Source organism: Mesorhizobium sp. M1403, from assembly GCF_040317695.1.
Taxonomy (GTDB): domain Bacteria; phylum Pseudomonadota; class Alphaproteobacteria; order Rhizobiales; family Rhizobiaceae; genus Mesorhizobium.
The window spans coordinates 840219-854097 of the sequence record NZ_JAMYKY010000001.1 but is presented as its reverse complement, the minus strand read 5'-3'; the positions used below and the strand labels follow the sequence as shown (position 1 = coordinate 854097).

Here is a 13879-nt window from a genome sequence, read left to right as displayed (position 1 = left end):
TGAAAATCATCGCGTATCGATCACCAGCGCCATTCGTGCCCGCACGCTTTGCTGCCCGGCGTTGGCATGTCTCCGAGCGCAGATTCAGGGACCGAATATCACAAGCTCGGTGAACGTCAGATCTCCAAGTGCGGGTGGTCTGGGGCCCTTGAAGTATTTCAGCCCCTTGTTGGCGCGGTACCACCCCAACAAACCTGGAATCGGCTCCTTGGCGTCGACAAAGCAAACCAGGATTCCCCTTCGCAAGAGAAAGCGCCCCACGGCACCGGCGCACCGGCTTAAATCCGCGAGCGAGCGGCAATAGATGATCTGATGGCATCGGATAAGACCGTGCAACATTCGGCGCGGCATCAACACCAAGGGAAACGCTGCTCCGTCGCAAATGCAGATCAACGACAGGCAGCCCAGCGTGGAGTGTTCAGAGAGTATGTATCTCTCACTCTCGGACAGCATCGCCAATTCCGGAAGATCGGGACGCGCTTCGAGCACGCGACATGACCGCTGCGCCGAACTTAAAGCCGGCACGAAGGTAAATTGTCCGCTGGAGAAGAGCCGAAAGCCGAGCGCCCGGTTGGCTTTCAATGTCGCTTGTGCCGGCGAAATGTTCGTGTAGGTCACATCCCTTCGCTTGAGAACCGCCGCAACCAACATGGCGCCGTAGGGACGGAATTCTGCGTCGACTGACCAGCTTGAAAGATTGCAGCGGATTTCGTCGCCCTCCGACCCCTGGTAGCGAGCATAAAGGGTGAGCACAACGCCGACGATCCGACCGGCATGCTCCAAAACAAAGCCATATTGTGGGAACTCGGCAACTGCGGGCCGCTGCGACAAACGGGTCAGAGCCTGTATCCAGTAACTCCGGTTACGCGCCGGAAAGCCCCTGCACAGACAGTCGACCACTCCCTCCCAGTCGGTTTCTCGAATTGGTCTACAGCGAAGACCGGGCGGGAGAGCGCCAAGTACGGCCAAAATCAACTCCGGAATACGATTTACTTACATGTGTTTAATGCGCCCAACATATCGGCGCACAACGATTAATAGTCTGTGCGGGTTTTAAAAACGATTTTCCACACTCAGCACAAAACACAGGTCGCCATGCCGGGCTGCTCACCGTCCTGAATCGCGCCCAAAGGTGCGGTCGCCATGGTTGACTTGGTGTTGAATGCGGCTTTACAGGAATGAAGCGCGAACCGGTCGGGGAACGTCCTGGTGCCAATCCGGTACCGACTGCTCGAACCCGCCCTCTCGCGATATCCTAAGTGATTGAAAAATCACCTTGGAGGGATGGCCGAGCGGTTTAAGGCACCGGTCTTGAAAACCGGCGTGGGTGCAAGCCCACCGTGGGTTCGAATCCCACTCCCTCCGCCATTTGAAGCCTTGTCCCGAAAGCAATCTCCTGGGCTTGCGTCGAGATGACCGGGAAGTGACCCCCGATCGGGTTGATTTCTCCGTCCGAATATGATGCTTCTCCCGCCTATGAATAAACTATTTTCTGCGGTTTTCGCATGGACGATAGTGGCTTGGCCGGCCAACGCGATGGACAGCGCATTGCGCGCCGGCCTGCTTAAACTCGACCCGCAAACCCGGCTGGAGCAGCGATGCGACGCCGAAATTCTCGACCGGATTACCCGCGACGACCACAAATACAGAGCCGATCGCGTCGTCGCTTACGCCTTTGCGACGCCCGAAATGGGCGCCGATGCGATCAGGAGCCCGGGCGCTGCGTTTCGCAGCAAGGGACAATGGTACCGGCTGAAATTCAAATGCGAGACAGCGCCGGACCATATGGAGGTCCTGCAGCTCCGCTACCGGATCGGCGACGAAATTCCCGAAAGCGACTGGCCCAAATACAATCTCTACAACTAGGCATTCGCGACCTCTGGCCGCATTTTCGCCGGTGTTTCGGGCCGATCGTCGCAAACTCTGTATGTTGCCGCCGTGACGGGCGGTTTGCCGACCTTGTTCCAACCAGTCCCTTGACGCGCGGGAACCATACACGTTAGGGCCTCCAGGCATTCGACGCGAACGGCCGGCCAACCAGCAAGGGAACTCCCAGTCGATGGAAATTTTCACCGCCGCGGGCTTCTCTGCCCTGCTCCAGGTCATCGCCATCGATCTCGTGCTTGCAGGCGATAACGCCATTGTCATCGGCCTTGCCGCTGCCGGCCTGCCGGTCGAGCAGCGCAAGAGAGCGATCCTTATCGGCGTGGTGGCGGCGACGGTGCTGCGCATCGGTTTTGCAGCTATCACTGTCACTCTGCTCCAGATTGTCGGCCTGCTGCTGGCCGGCGGCATCCTGCTGCTGTGGGTGTGCTGGAAGATGTATCGCGAACTGCGCACCTCCCATGCCGACGAAGTGGAGGCGACCGAGGCGTTGTCCAATTCCGATATCAACAGCGATAATATGGTGGCCGGGAAGGCGCGTAAGAAGACCCTGGGTCAGGCTGCATTGCAGATCGTCATCGCCGACGTCTCTATGTCGCTCGACAACGTGCTGGCAGTCGCCGGCGCAGCGCGCGATCACTTCCAGGTGCTGGTGATCGGCCTGGTCCTGTCGATCGCGCTGATGGGCCTTGCCGCGAGCTTCATCGCCAAGCTGCTGCACCGCCATCGCTGGATCGCCTATATCGGCCTTTTGATCATCTTCTATGTCGCACTCGATATGATCTATCGAGGCGCGGTGGAAGTCTTGCCGCATGTCAGCAGTGCGGTGAGCTGACGCATCGACTCGAATTCGCATCGGCCGGCACTTCGACTTCGGCCAGCCTTCGGGGGCGCTTGCGTTTCGCTGCAGCCGCTGCCCATACCAATGCGGCAACAACTGTGGTACTGCGCCGCCAATCCTGAAAATCCGGAAAAGCTTTGATGTCCGCCCCTCGTGTCAGCTTCGTCAGTCTTGGATGCCCGAAAGCCCTTGTGGATTCGGAACGCATCATCACGCGCCTGCGCGCCGAAGGCTACGAGATCGCCCGCAAGCACGACGGCGCCGACCTGGTCGTCGTCAACACCTGTGGCTTCCTCGATTCGGCCCGCGACGAATCGCTCAACGCCATCGGCTCGGCACTTTCGGAGAATGGCAAGGTCATCGTCACCGGCTGCCTCGGCGCCGAACCGGACGTCATCCGTGAAAGACATCCCAACGTCCTCGCCATCACCGGCCCGCAAGCTTATGAAAGCGTGATGGCGGCAGTGCATGAGGCCGCTCCCCCGAGCCACGATCCCTATATCGACCTTTTGCCGCCGCAGGGCGTCAAGCTCACGCCGCGCCACTATGCCTATCTCAAGATTTCGGAAGGCTGCAACAACCGCTGCACCTTCTGCATCATCCCGGCGCTGCGCGGCGATCTCGTATCGCGGCCGGCCGCCGACGTGTTGCGCGAAGCCGAGAAGCTGGCCAAGGCCGGGGTCAAGGAGATCCTCGTCATCTCGCAGGACACCAGCGCCTACGGCATCGACATCAAATACCAGACCAGCATGTTCGGCGATCGCGAAGTGCGGGCGAAATTCCTCGATCTGTCGGAAGAGCTGGGTAAGCTCGGTGTCTGGGTGCGCATGCACTATGTCTATCCCTATCCGCATGTCGCCGACGTCATCCCGCTGATGGCCGAAGGCACTATCCTTCCCTATCTCGACATCCCGTTCCAGCACGCCTCGCCGCAGGTGCTGAAGAACATGCGCCGGCCCGCCCATGGCGAAAAGACGCTCGAGCGCATTCGCGGCTGGCGCGAGGTTTGTCCGGATCTCGCCATCCGCTCCACCTTCATCGTCGGTTTCCCCGGCGAGACGGACGACGATTTCGAGATGCTGCTCGACTGGCTGGACGAGGCCAGGATCGATCGTGCCGGCTGCTTCAAATACGAGCCGGTCAGAGGCGCCCGTGCCAACGAGCTCGGCCTCGAGCAAGTGCCGCAGGAGGTCAAGGAAGCCCGCTGGCACCGCTTCATGCAGCGCCAGCAGAAGATCTCGGCAACGCAACTCACCAAGAAAATCGGCAAGCGCCTGCCGGTCCTGATCGACGAAGCACATGGCAATTCGGCCAAGGGCCGGACCAAATACGATGCGCCCGAAATCGACGGTTCGGTCCATATCCAGTCGCGGCGGCCGTTGCGCGCCGGCGACATCGTCACGGTCAAGATCGATCGTGCCGACGCTTACGACCTCCACGGCTCGGCGGTCTGATATCGTTCAATCCAAAACAAAAAGGGCGCCGCGTGGCGCCCTTTCGTTCGATGTGTTTCCGGTTGCTTACTGTGGCAGCTTGTCGTCGACGCCCTTCACGTAGAAATTCATCCCAAGCAGCGTGCCGTCGTCAGCGACCTCGCCGTCCTTCAGCCATGGTGTGCCGTCCTGCTTGACGATCGGCCCGGTGAAGGGATTCCAGCCGTCGGCTATCTTCTTGGTGGTGGCCTCGGCCATCACCTTGACGTCGTCGGGCATATTGGTGAACGGCGCCAGCTTGACGGCGCCGTCCTTGATGCCGAGCCAGACATTGTCGGGCTTCCAGGTGCCGTCGAGCGCCGCCTGGACCCGGCTGATGTAGTACGGGCCCCACTCGTCGGTCAGCGAGGTCAGCTGCGCGTGCGGCGCGAACTTGATCATGTCGGAGGACTGGCCGAAGCCGTGCAGCTTGCGCTCCTCCGCCACCTGCAAAGCAGCGGTCGAGTCGGTGTGCTGGACGATGATGTCGGCGCCTTGGTCGAACAATGCCTTGGCTGCGTCGGCTTCCTTGCCCGGATCGAACCAGGAGTTCACCCAGACGGTCTTCGCCTTGAAGTTCGGGTTGATCGACTGCGCGCCGAGCATGAAGGAATTTATGCCCATCACCACTTCCGGGATCGGGAAGGAAACGATGTAGCCGGCGACGCCCGACTTCGATTGTTTGGCGGCGATCTGGCCAAGCACGTAGCGGCCCTCATAGAAACGCGCATTGTAGATGCCGAGATTTTCGGCCGTCTTGTAGCCGGTGGCGTGCTCGAACATCACCTTGGGGAATTTCTTGGCGATCTTCACTTCCGGGTCCATGAAGCCGAAGGATGTGCCGAAAATGATCTTGCAGCCCTCGCGTGCCAGGCGTTCGAAGGCGCGGTCGGCATCGGGGCCTTCGGAGACGTTCTCGAGATAGGCGGTCTCGACCTTGTCGCCGAGTGCCTTTTCCACCTCGAGGCGGCCTTGGTCGTGCTGGTAGGAGTAGCCGAAATCGCCGATCGGGCCGGTATAGACCCAGCAGGCCTTCAGCTTGTCCGCCGCCTCGGCTGAGGCCGCCAGCGACAATGCGGCCGTCGTCGCCATCAGGGCAATAAGCAGTTTTTTCATTGTGTTACCTCTCTGAGTTAAGCCTTGGAGCTTCCGTCTTTTTGTTGTCAACGATCCGGAACGAATGGCTGCCCCAGGGAAGCCGGCGTGTTCATCATCGTCAGACGCTTGTTGCGGGAGATTAGAACGAGAACCACGACGGTTGCCAGATAGGGCAGCGAAGAAAGCAGTTGCGAGGGGACCGGAATGCTAAATGCCTGTGCATGAAGCTGGCCGATCCAGACCGCGCCGAAGATATAGGCGCCGGCCAACACCCGCCATGGCCGCCAGGAGGCGAAGACGACCAGAGCCAGCGCGATCCAGCCGCGGCCGGCGGTCATGTTCTCCACCCATTGCGGTGTGTAGACCAGCGATAGATGACCGCCGGCGAGGCCGGCACAAGCGCCGCCGAAAATCACTGAGAGATAGCGGTAACGGATGACGTGGATGCCAAGCGCATGGGCGGATGCATGGCTGTCGCCGATCGAACGCAGAGTGAGCCCGGTGCGGGTCTTGAACAGGAACCACATGACGGCGGCGGTCAGCGCGATCGAGATGTAGAAGATCGGATCCTGACCGAACAGCAGCCTGCCGACGATGGGGATTGCGGTCAGGCCGGGAATATCGAGGTTGGGCAATCTCTCACCGGGCTGGCCGACAAAATTCGTCCCCATCATGCCGGAAAGGCCGAGGCCAAGCAGCGTCAGCGACAGGCCGGTGGCCACCTGATTGGTGGCCAGCGACAGGGTCATGAGGGCGAACAGAAGCGAGAACACTGCCCCCATGGCAATTGCCGCCAACAGCCCTATCCACGGCGAGCCGGTCAGATAGCCGGCGCCGAAGCCGCCGACCGCACCCATGATCATCATTCCTTCGACGCCGAGATTGAGCACGCCGGAACGTTCGACCACCAGTTCGCCGATCGCCGCTATCAGCAGCGGCGTCGCCGCCGTCGCGATGGTCAAGAGGATGTTGACGGTGATGTCCATCAGCGGGCTTCCTCCAGCTTCGGTGCTGCCTCGAGTTTCGGCGCGGCAAAGCCGATTAGGCGGATGCGATAATGAATGAGCGTGTCGCAGCCGAGCACGAAGAACAAAAGCATGCCCTGGAACACGCGCGCCACCTTGTCGGAGATGCCGAGCGCGCTTTGCACCGCCTCGCCGCCGAGATAGGTCAGCGCCAGCACAAGGCCGGCGGCAACGATGCCGAGCGGATTGAGCCGGCCGAGGAATGCCACGATGATGGCGGTAAATCCGTAGCCGGGCGAGATCACCGGCTGCAGCTGGCCGATGGCGCCAGAGACCTCCGAAATGCCGGCAAGTCCGGCCAGCGCGCCCGACAGCAGAAAGGCAAAGAAAACCATGCGGCTCAGGCCGAAACCGGCGAAGCGCCCTGCCCTCGGGCTCGAGCCGAGCACGCGGACCTCAAAGCCTTTCAGCATCCGGCTCATCAGGATCCAGATCAGTACTGCCGCGATCAGCGCGAAGACAAATCCCCAGTTCGCCCTGCCGGATTCCGGGAGGAGTTCCGGCAGTATGGCCGAGTCGTTGAACTGGATGGTCTGCGGGAAACCGTGGCCTTGCGGATCGCGCCACGGCCCGCGCACCAGCCAATCGAGGAAGAGCTGGGCGACATAGACCAGCATCAGGCTGGTCAGGATCTCGTTGGTGTTGAAGCGCGTCTTCAGCAGTGCCGGAATTGCGGCATAGGCGGCCCCGCCGACCATGCCGAGCAGAAGCATCAGCGGCAGCACCAATGGACCTTCGAACTGCGGAAACAGCACGGGAATGATCGAGCCGACAATGCCGCCCAGGATGAACTGGCCTTCGGCGCCGATGTTCCAGATGTTTGCCTTGTAGCAGACCGACAGCCCGACCGCGATCAGGATCAGGGGGGCGGCCTTGATCGCCAGCTCATGCAACTGCCAGACTTGGCTGATCGGTTCAATGAAGTAGATGCGGAACGCCGTCAACGGGTTGACGCCGAGCAGCGCGAACATGATAGCACCAGCAATGATCGTCAAAACGAAAGCGATGAACGGCGAGAGTGCCGAAAACAGCATCGAGCGCTGCGGGCGTTTTACAAGTTCGAGGCGCATCAAGCCGTCTCCAACGTATGTTCGGCATGCCCGGGTTCTGAGCCGCCCATCAGCAGCCCGATCTTCTCGAATGTCGCTTCAGTTATCGGCAGCGGCCTCGACAGTTCGCCATTGTGCATGACCGTGATCGCATCGGAAATCTCGAACAGCTCGTCGAGGTCCTGGCTGATCACCAGCACCGCCGAGCCGCTGCGCGCTAGCTCGATCAGCGCCTGCCGGATGTGGGCCGCCGCACCCGCGTCGACCCCCCAGGTCGGCTGATTGACCACCAGGACGCGTGGCCGGCGGTCGAGTTCGCGGCCGACGATGAATTTCTGCAGATTGCCGCCCGAAAGAGCCGCAGCCTCCGGATCCGGCGCGCTCTTGCGCACGTCCATCGCCTTTATGATGCGCTGGGCAGCGGAATAGATTGCATCGCTCTTGACCATTCCACCGGCGCCGACAAACATCTTGCCATCGGTGGCGTGGCGCGACAGAAGCAGGTTCTCCGAAAGCTTCATGCGCGGTGCTGCGCCGTGGCCGAGCCGCTCTTCCGGGACGAAGGCAGCGCCCATCAGGCGCCTGCCGGTGATCGTGAGGCCGCCGGCATCTTTGCCGCGGATGCGGACCGAGCCGGCATCCTGCTGCAGCACCTCGCCGGAAACGGACTCGAAGAATTCGCCCTGGCCGTTGCCGGCGACACCGGCAATGCCGATCACCTCGCCGGCGCGGACTTCAAGATTGATGTTCCTGAGCGGGATGGAGAACGGAGTCGCCGGCTTGCGGGTGAGTTCGCGGACTTGAAGCAGCACCGGCGCGGTCTCGATACCTTCGGCCGGCGCCCGCACCACAGCCTGAACCTCGTTGCCCACCATCATTCGCGCCAACGAAGACGCGGTTTCCTGGCGCGGATTGCAATGGCCGACCACCTTGCCGTGACGCAGCACGGTGGCGCGGTCGCAGATGCGTTTGACCTCTTCCAGCCGGTGCGAAATGTAGAGGATGGACTTTCCTTCCGAACGCAACCGCTCGAGCGTCTCGAACAGCTTATCGGCTTCCTGCGGCGTCAGCACCGAAGTCGGCTCGTCGAGGATGATGAGTTGCGGCGTCTGCAACAGGCAGCGGATGATTTCGATACGCTGACGCTCGCCGACCGACAGATCACCGACCAGCGATAGCGGATCGAGAGGCAGGCCATAACTGTAGGAGAGCGCCCTCGCCTTGGCCGCGATCGTGCTGATCGGCGAGCCGTCATCCAGCGACAGCGCGATGTTCTCCGCCGCCGTCAGCGCCTCGAACAGCGAAAAATGCTGGAAAACCATGCCGATGCCGAGCTTTTTTGCGGTGCCGGGGCTGGTGATCCGGACTGCCTGGCCATTCCAGAAAATCTCGCCTGAATTCGGTTCCAGCGATCCAAACAGCATTTTCACCAGCGTCGACTTGCCGGCGCCGTTCTCGCCAAGCAACGCGTGGATCTCGCCCTTGGCGATGTTGAGATCGACATGGTCGCACGCCGTCAGCGTGCCGAATATCTTGGTGAGGCCGCGAACCTCCAGCAGGTTTGCGCCGTCTTGATCTGCACTCACAGTGCCTCCATCTGGTTTGCCAGATATGTTCTGTGTTCCCGCAAGCATCGTATGCGCGCCCTGCTCTCGACGGTAAGCGCCTCACGACTTGAAAGAGCTTCAAGAATTTCAGCGGAAACTCAAGCGGTAAAGCGCAGTTCGCAAGAACCGCGGCGTCGGCGGGCCGAAACTGCGGGCGCTCAAGGGATAAGTATCGTTGTCCCGGTCGTCCTGCGCCCTTCGAGATCGGAATGCGCCTTGCCGGCATCGTTGAGCGCGTAACGCTGATTGATCTTGATCTTGACGGCACCGCTGAGCACGACATCGAACAAGGCGGCGGCGGAAGCCTCGAGGTCCTCGCGCTTGGCATTATAGACGAACAGCGTCGGCCGCGTTGCGAACAACGAGCCCTTCTGCGCCAGCAATGAGATGCTGAAGGGCGGGATCGGCCCAGATGATTGACCGAAGCTGACGAACGTGCCGAGCGGCCGCAGGCAATCGAGCGAGGCCGGGAACGTATCGTTGCCGACCGAATCGTAGACCACGTCGCATTTCTTGCCACCGGTGATGGCGGCAACACCGGCGACGAAATCCTGCTCGCGATAGTTGATCACGTGGTCGAAGCCGTGCGCCTTGGCGAGCTCGATCTTGTCGGTCGAACTTGCGGTGCCGATCACCGTCGCGCCGAGATGCTTGGCCCATTGGCCGAGGATCAGGCCAACACCGCCGGCCGCCGCATGAAACAGGATCGTATCGCCCGCCTTCACTTTGAACGTACGGCGCAACAGGTACTCGGCGGTCATGCCCTTCAGCATCATAGCCGCGGCCTGTTCGTCGCTGATGCCGTCGGGCACCTTCACCACGCGGTCGGCGGCGATCACGCGCTGCCCGGCATAGGCGCCGGTGGTCACCGCATAGGCGACGCGATCCCCGGGCGTCAGCCAGTCGACATCTGTGCCGACCTCCAAAACCACGCCGGCCGCCTCACCGCCGGGGATCAGCGGAAATCCGCCCTGCGGCGGATAAAGGCCCGAGCGATAATAGACGTCGATGAAATTGAGACCGATCGCGGTGTGCCTGACCAGAATCTGCCCCGAGCCCGGCTGCCCGGGATCGGTATCCTCATAGGTCAGGACCTCCGGACCGCCATTGGCGTGGATGCGGATCGCTTTGGACATTTTCCAGCTCTCTTGGGATCAGGCTTTCTTGTCCGGCTTGGCGCCGAGATTTGGAAAGAACTGCATGATAGCGCCGATGCAAGCTAGGTAAAGCCCGGTGACCGTAATTCCGATCTTGATGAAATCGCTGACCTGCTCGCCCAGCACGCCGATCTTGTCATAGAAGGAGGCAAGCGCGGCCTGCGCCAGCGCCAGCGCGCCGAAAGCACACCAAAGCAGCGTCATGCCGAGATTGACTGGCCGCAGCCGCTTCACCCGCACCGGATGGATGAAATGGATCGGCACGAAGGTGAGAATGCCGGCCACCACGACCACGGCGAAGGAAACCCATTGTCCGGGTTCGATGACGAACAGCGTGAACACCACCATGTTCCAGACGACTGGAAAGCCCTTGAAGAAATTCTCCTTCGTCTTCATGCCGGTATCGGCATAGTAGATTGCGCTCGACACCACGATGATCGCCGCCGACAGGAACGACAGGCGCTCGCCCATGAAGCCGCGCTGATAGAGCGCGAAGGCTGGAATCAGCACGTAGGTCACGTAGTCGATGATGTTGTCGAGGAGTTCGCCCGACCATGTCGGCAGGATTTCCTTGACGTCGAGCTTCCTGGCGATCGGCCCGTCGATGCCGTCGACGAACAGCGCCAGCCCTAGCCACCAGAACATCGCCGTCCAGCGCTGCTCGCTTGCTGCGACCAGCGACAGAAACGCCAGGAATGAGCCCGACGCGGTCAAGAGATGGACCGAGAACGCCCGCGCCTGCGGCCATGTGACTTTCTTCTTCGGCCGCGGAATCCGGTCGGCGATTTTCCTGGCCGTCGTCTTCTTGCTCACGGTCCCCGCCAGTCCAGCTTGCAGATTTCGGCCGAGCGGCCGGCAAAGTTCCAGTTGCGGCCAAAGGCCCGCATTTTGCTCCTGTCGGATTTGGCGACGATGATCTCCGGCGCGATCCAGTATTCCGAATTGGTGATGACCGTATCCTTGTCGCGATCCTTGCCGGTGATCGGCGTCACCGCGCCATCGATGATCTTCGGTATCTGAAAGATGCGCGTTTTCTCACGCGTCTCGTAGGTGATCGGCACCTGCTCGGCGCCGAGGAACTGTCCGACCAGGATCGAGAGCAGCGATGTGGTTCCGCCAGCCTTGCCGGTGAATATCTTCGTCAGTGCCTTCACAGCGTAGACCGAGGCGCGCTTGTCGATGAACAGGCCGGCAGTCCAATTGCCGCGGCTCATATAGCAGGGGATTTCCATGACCAGCCCAAGATTGAGACCAGACAGGTCGACCTCGCCGAAATGGCCGGCATCGATGCGGAATCCGGCCCAGGTCTGGCAATAGCCTTCTGTCGGCGGATGATTGCCGAGCGACAGCACGCAAGGGCAAAAAACCGTGCAATTGCAGGAGAGGACGAGCTCTCCCTTCATTGCCCAGTTTTGGTCTGTCATCGAATTCTCCCCCTCATGTCGAGACTACTAGCAGCGTGGCTGCCCAGACAAGCAGTATCGCGCCGGCCAGCCGCGTCGGCAGATTGCCTGCCGTCTGTTTTTCGACCAGGCTAAACAGGCCGATGAGCGCCATCCAGAACACGTTCATCACGCCGACGGCAAACATTACCAGCATCAGCGCCCAGCAGCATCCAAGGCACCACAGGCCCTGCTCCATGCCGAGCCGGAAAATGCGAATGGGCCTGGCGCTCCAGTTGGCGAACAGGACCGAGAACGGATTTCTGCACTTCTCCAGACAGGCTTCCTTCAGCCAGCTGAACTGATAGAGACCAGCGATCGACAGCGCGGCTGCTCCGGCAATTCCAACCGCCGGATCGAGCATCTGCCCGGGTGACGCGAATGCATCGACTGCTAGCGTCAGGGCTGCGAACATTGCCGAGACGGCAAGCCAGACGCTTAAATATCCAGCGACGAGGACCAACGGATGGGCGACCGGCTCCCTCTTGATCCTGGCGGTATCTGCGATCTCGCAATAGGTCCGGATCATCGGCGCCGCGGAGGGCAGCATGGTCGCGATGGCCATCAACAGCCACATCGCGGTGAGTGCCCCGCCTTGCGCGCCTAGGCTTGCGTGAAGCGGCGCCGGCGCAAGGCAGAGGGCGAAGAAACGCGCAAGGAAATCCGGCAGCGGCAGTTGCGGCAGATATCTCAGCATAGTGTCACCGGGTGCATCGGTGCCCGGGAGCCGGCTTTACGGCACCACGAACTGCAATTGCGCCGAGAAGGAGCCATGCAAGGGCGATGCCCATGCCAGCAACAACGCTCACCGTCAGTCGAGGGCTGCGCGCAACGCTCGCCATCGCACGGCCGATACCGTCCAGGTGGCTGGAATCGTCTTGTTGGCCGGTCATGGCAACCGAATGGGCCGAATCGCCGCGTTGATCAAGCGACATCACCTGACCTATATGGACCGGCAGGTCGGATAGGCCTCACCTCGCAATCGGGAAGCCGAATTTGGATCATCGGGAAACAGCACGGATACTCGTTGCCGGCAGCGGCCCCGCAGGGCTGATCGCGGCGCTTGGCTTTGCCGAGACCGGCTTTCCGGTGACGCTCGTCGGACCCGAGGCAGCCGGCCCCGATGCCCGGACGACAGCCTTGATGAACCCTGCCCTGAAGATGTTAGAACGGCTCGGGATCCTGGATAGAATCAGGCCGCACGCAGCGCCGCTCAAGGTGATGCGCATCGTCGATGCAACAAGCCGGCTGATCCGCGGCCCGACAGTGACCTTTCGCGCCAGCGAGATCGACGAAGAGCAATTCGGACTGAACGTGCCCAACAGCGTTCTCAACCGCGCGCTAGCCGAGGCTGTCGGCGCGCATGCGGGCATCGAGTGGCGAAAGTCGATGGTGGAGGCATGGCGCCTCGATGCCGACCATGCCCATGCCGTTCTCGCCGACGGCAGCGAGATTGAGGCGTCGTTGGCGGTTGCCGCCGATGGCCGTCAGTCGCCGGCCCGCGAGGCAGCCGGCATCCGGACATCGGTCCGATCCTATCCGCAGGCGGCGCTGGTGCTCAATTTCGGTCACCGCAGCGACCATGCCTTTACTTCGACCGAATTCCACACCGAGACCGGTCCGTTCACACAGGTTCCCCTGCCCGGCAACCGGTCCAGCCTTGTCTGGGTGCTCGAGCCCGATACCGCCAGGGACCTTGCAGCACTTGACGACGCCGAGCTTTCGACGCGGGTCGAACAGCGGATGCAATCGATGCTGGGCCGCGTGTCGGTTGAGCCCGGCCGACAGGTCTACCCCCTTTCAGCGGTGAGCCCGTGGCGGTTTGCGCAGCACCGCGTGGCGCTTGTCGGCGAAGCCGCCCATGTGTTTCCCCCAATCGGCGCGCAAGGCCTTAATCTCGGCATCAGGGACATCGACGACCTGATTGGTACCGCAAGCAGAAATCGCTCGGACCCGGGCGCCGCCAAGGCGCTTGCGACCTATGATTTCAAGCGGCGGCCGGACATCCTGGCGCGCAGCAGCGCGGTCAACCTGCTCAACATGTCGTTGCTTTCCGACATGCTGCCGGCCCAGTTGGCGCGCAGCGCTGGTCTTGGCGTGCTTGAAGGGTTTGCGCCGTTGCGGGCGTTTTTTATGCGCGAGGGTCTGCGACCCGGCAGCGGTTTTGCGGCATTTTTTGGTGGATTGCGAAAACCGGCTGAGCGATAGCGATGTGGGCACCGCCCTTGCTCCGCATCTTGCGAACTCAACCCGGCATCACGCGCATCGGGATTGAATTGACGCAGAGTCTGCGCCAAATAACGA

13 protein-coding genes and 1 tRNA gene are annotated in these 13879 nt (G+C 61.4%); 5 read left to right on the top strand and 9 right to left on the bottom strand.

Features of this window, described 5'->3' with window-relative positions; translation table 11 throughout:
- Positions 1–84 precede the first annotated feature (84 nt).
- Positions 85–831, bottom strand: a complete 747-nt coding sequence (locus tag NKH01_RS04290) for a hypothetical protein (RefSeq protein WP_245278523.1) — start codon at positions 829–831, stop codon at positions 85–87.
- A gap of 447 nt (positions 832–1278) precedes the next feature.
- On the opposite strand from NKH01_RS04290, the gene NKH01_RS04285 reads away from it, so the two are divergent.
- The 4 genes from NKH01_RS04285 to rimO all read left to right on the top strand — a co-directional run bounded on the left by NKH01_RS04285 (position 1279) and on the right by rimO (position 4179).
- A tRNA-Ser gene (locus NKH01_RS04285) sits at positions 1279–1368 on the top strand.
- Between the two features lie 90 nt (positions 1369–1458).
- On the top strand, positions 1459–1866 hold the full coding sequence (locus NKH01_RS04280) for a DUF930 domain-containing protein (RefSeq protein WP_352641843.1): 408 nt from the start codon (positions 1459–1461) through the stop codon (positions 1864–1866).
- 193 nt (positions 1867–2059) lie between these two features.
- Positions 2060–2719, top strand: a complete 660-nt coding sequence (locus NKH01_RS04275; RefSeq protein ID WP_023717595.1) for a TerC family protein — start codon at positions 2060–2062, stop codon at positions 2717–2719.
- 146 nt (positions 2720–2865) lie between these two features.
- Positions 2866–4179, top strand: coding sequence for a 30S ribosomal protein S12 methylthiotransferase RimO (gene rimO / locus NKH01_RS04270; RefSeq protein WP_353006123.1), 1314 nt, complete (start codon positions 2866–2868; stop codon positions 4177–4179).
- Between the two features lie 66 nt (positions 4180–4245).
- Here the strand turns inward: rimO and NKH01_RS04265 are convergent, their stop codons facing one another.
- The 8 genes from NKH01_RS04265 to NKH01_RS04230 all read right to left on the bottom strand — a co-directional run bounded on the left by NKH01_RS04265 (position 4246) and on the right by NKH01_RS04230 (position 12272).
- Positions 4246–5313, bottom strand: coding sequence for a BMP family ABC transporter substrate-binding protein (locus tag NKH01_RS04265; protein WP_353019108.1), 1068 nt, complete (start codon positions 5311–5313; stop codon positions 4246–4248).
- Positions 5314–5360: 47 nt separating this feature from the next.
- Entirely contained in the window at positions 5361–6281 is a 921-nt protein-coding gene (locus NKH01_RS04260) for an ABC transporter permease (protein ID WP_353019106.1), read from the bottom strand.
- Positions 6281–7393: an ABC transporter permease gene (locus NKH01_RS04255; RefSeq protein ID WP_352847942.1), complete on the bottom strand. Its 1113-nt coding sequence runs from the start codon at positions 7391–7393 to the stop codon at positions 6281–6283. The genes NKH01_RS04260 and NKH01_RS04255 overlap by 1 nt, the downstream gene beginning before the upstream one ends.
- Positions 7390–8955 (bottom strand): ABC transporter ATP-binding protein, encoded by a 1566-nt coding sequence (locus tag NKH01_RS04250; RefSeq protein WP_353019105.1) that lies wholly within the window; start codon positions 8953–8955, stop codon positions 7390–7392. Before NKH01_RS04250 ends, NKH01_RS04255 begins: the two co-directional genes overlap by 4 nt.
- A gap of 179 nt (positions 8956–9134) precedes the next feature.
- On the bottom strand, positions 9135–10112 hold the full coding sequence (locus NKH01_RS04245) for a quinone oxidoreductase family protein (RefSeq protein WP_353019104.1): 978 nt from the start codon (positions 10110–10112) through the stop codon (positions 9135–9137).
- A gap of 18 nt (positions 10113–10130) precedes the next feature.
- Positions 10131–10946: a phosphatidylcholine synthase gene (pcsA, locus tag NKH01_RS04240; RefSeq protein WP_352716674.1), complete on the bottom strand. Its 816-nt coding sequence runs from the start codon at positions 10944–10946 to the stop codon at positions 10131–10133.
- Entirely contained in the window at positions 10943–11557 is a 615-nt protein-coding gene (locus tag NKH01_RS04235) for a DUF1326 domain-containing protein (RefSeq protein ID WP_353019101.1), read from the bottom strand. Before NKH01_RS04235 ends, pcsA begins: the two co-directional genes overlap by 4 nt.
- 13 nt (positions 11558–11570) lie before the next feature.
- On the bottom strand, positions 11571–12272 hold the full coding sequence (locus NKH01_RS04230) for a DUF2182 domain-containing protein (protein WP_353019100.1): 702 nt from the start codon (positions 12270–12272) through the stop codon (positions 11571–11573).
- Between the two features lie 299 nt (positions 12273–12571).
- Between NKH01_RS04230 and NKH01_RS04225 the strand changes: the two genes are divergently transcribed.
- The gene (locus NKH01_RS04225; RefSeq protein WP_352716667.1) at positions 12572–13783 is read left to right on the top strand and encodes a UbiH/UbiF family hydroxylase; all 1212 of its coding nucleotides are present in this window, start codon (positions 12572–12574) and stop codon (positions 13781–13783) included.
- The last annotated feature ends 96 nt before the right edge of the window (positions 13784–13879 follow it).

Excerpts from the sequence above, each read along its gene's own strand:
- NKH01_RS04280 (WP_352641843.1), top strand. The coding sequence starts at position 1,459 with ATGATGCTTCTCCCGCCTATGAATAAACTATTTTCTGCGGTTTTCGCA.
- NKH01_RS04275 (WP_023717595.1), top strand. The coding sequence starts at position 2,060 with ATGGAAATTTTCACCGCCGCGGGCTTCTCTGCCCTGCTCCAGGTCATC.
- rimO (WP_353006123.1), top strand. The coding sequence starts at position 2,866 with ATGTCCGCCCCTCGTGTCAGCTTCGTCAGTCTTGGATGCCCGAAAGCC.
- NKH01_RS04265 (WP_353019108.1), bottom strand. The coding sequence starts at position 5,313 with ATGAAAAAACTGCTTATTGCCCTGATGGCGACGACGGCCGCATTGTCG.
- NKH01_RS04260 (WP_353019106.1), bottom strand. The coding sequence starts at position 6,281 with ATGGACATCACCGTCAACATCCTCTTGACCATCGCGACGGCGGCGACG.
- NKH01_RS04245 (WP_353019104.1), bottom strand. The coding sequence starts at position 10,112 with ATGTCCAAAGCGATCCGCATCCACGCCAATGGCGGTCCGGAGGTCCTG.
- NKH01_RS04235 (WP_353019101.1), bottom strand. The coding sequence starts at position 11,557 with ATGACAGACCAAAACTGGGCAATGAAGGGAGAGCTCGTCCTCTCCTGC.
- NKH01_RS04230 (WP_353019100.1), bottom strand. The coding sequence starts at position 12,272 with ATGCTGAGATATCTGCCGCAACTGCCGCTGCCGGATTTCCTTGCGCGT.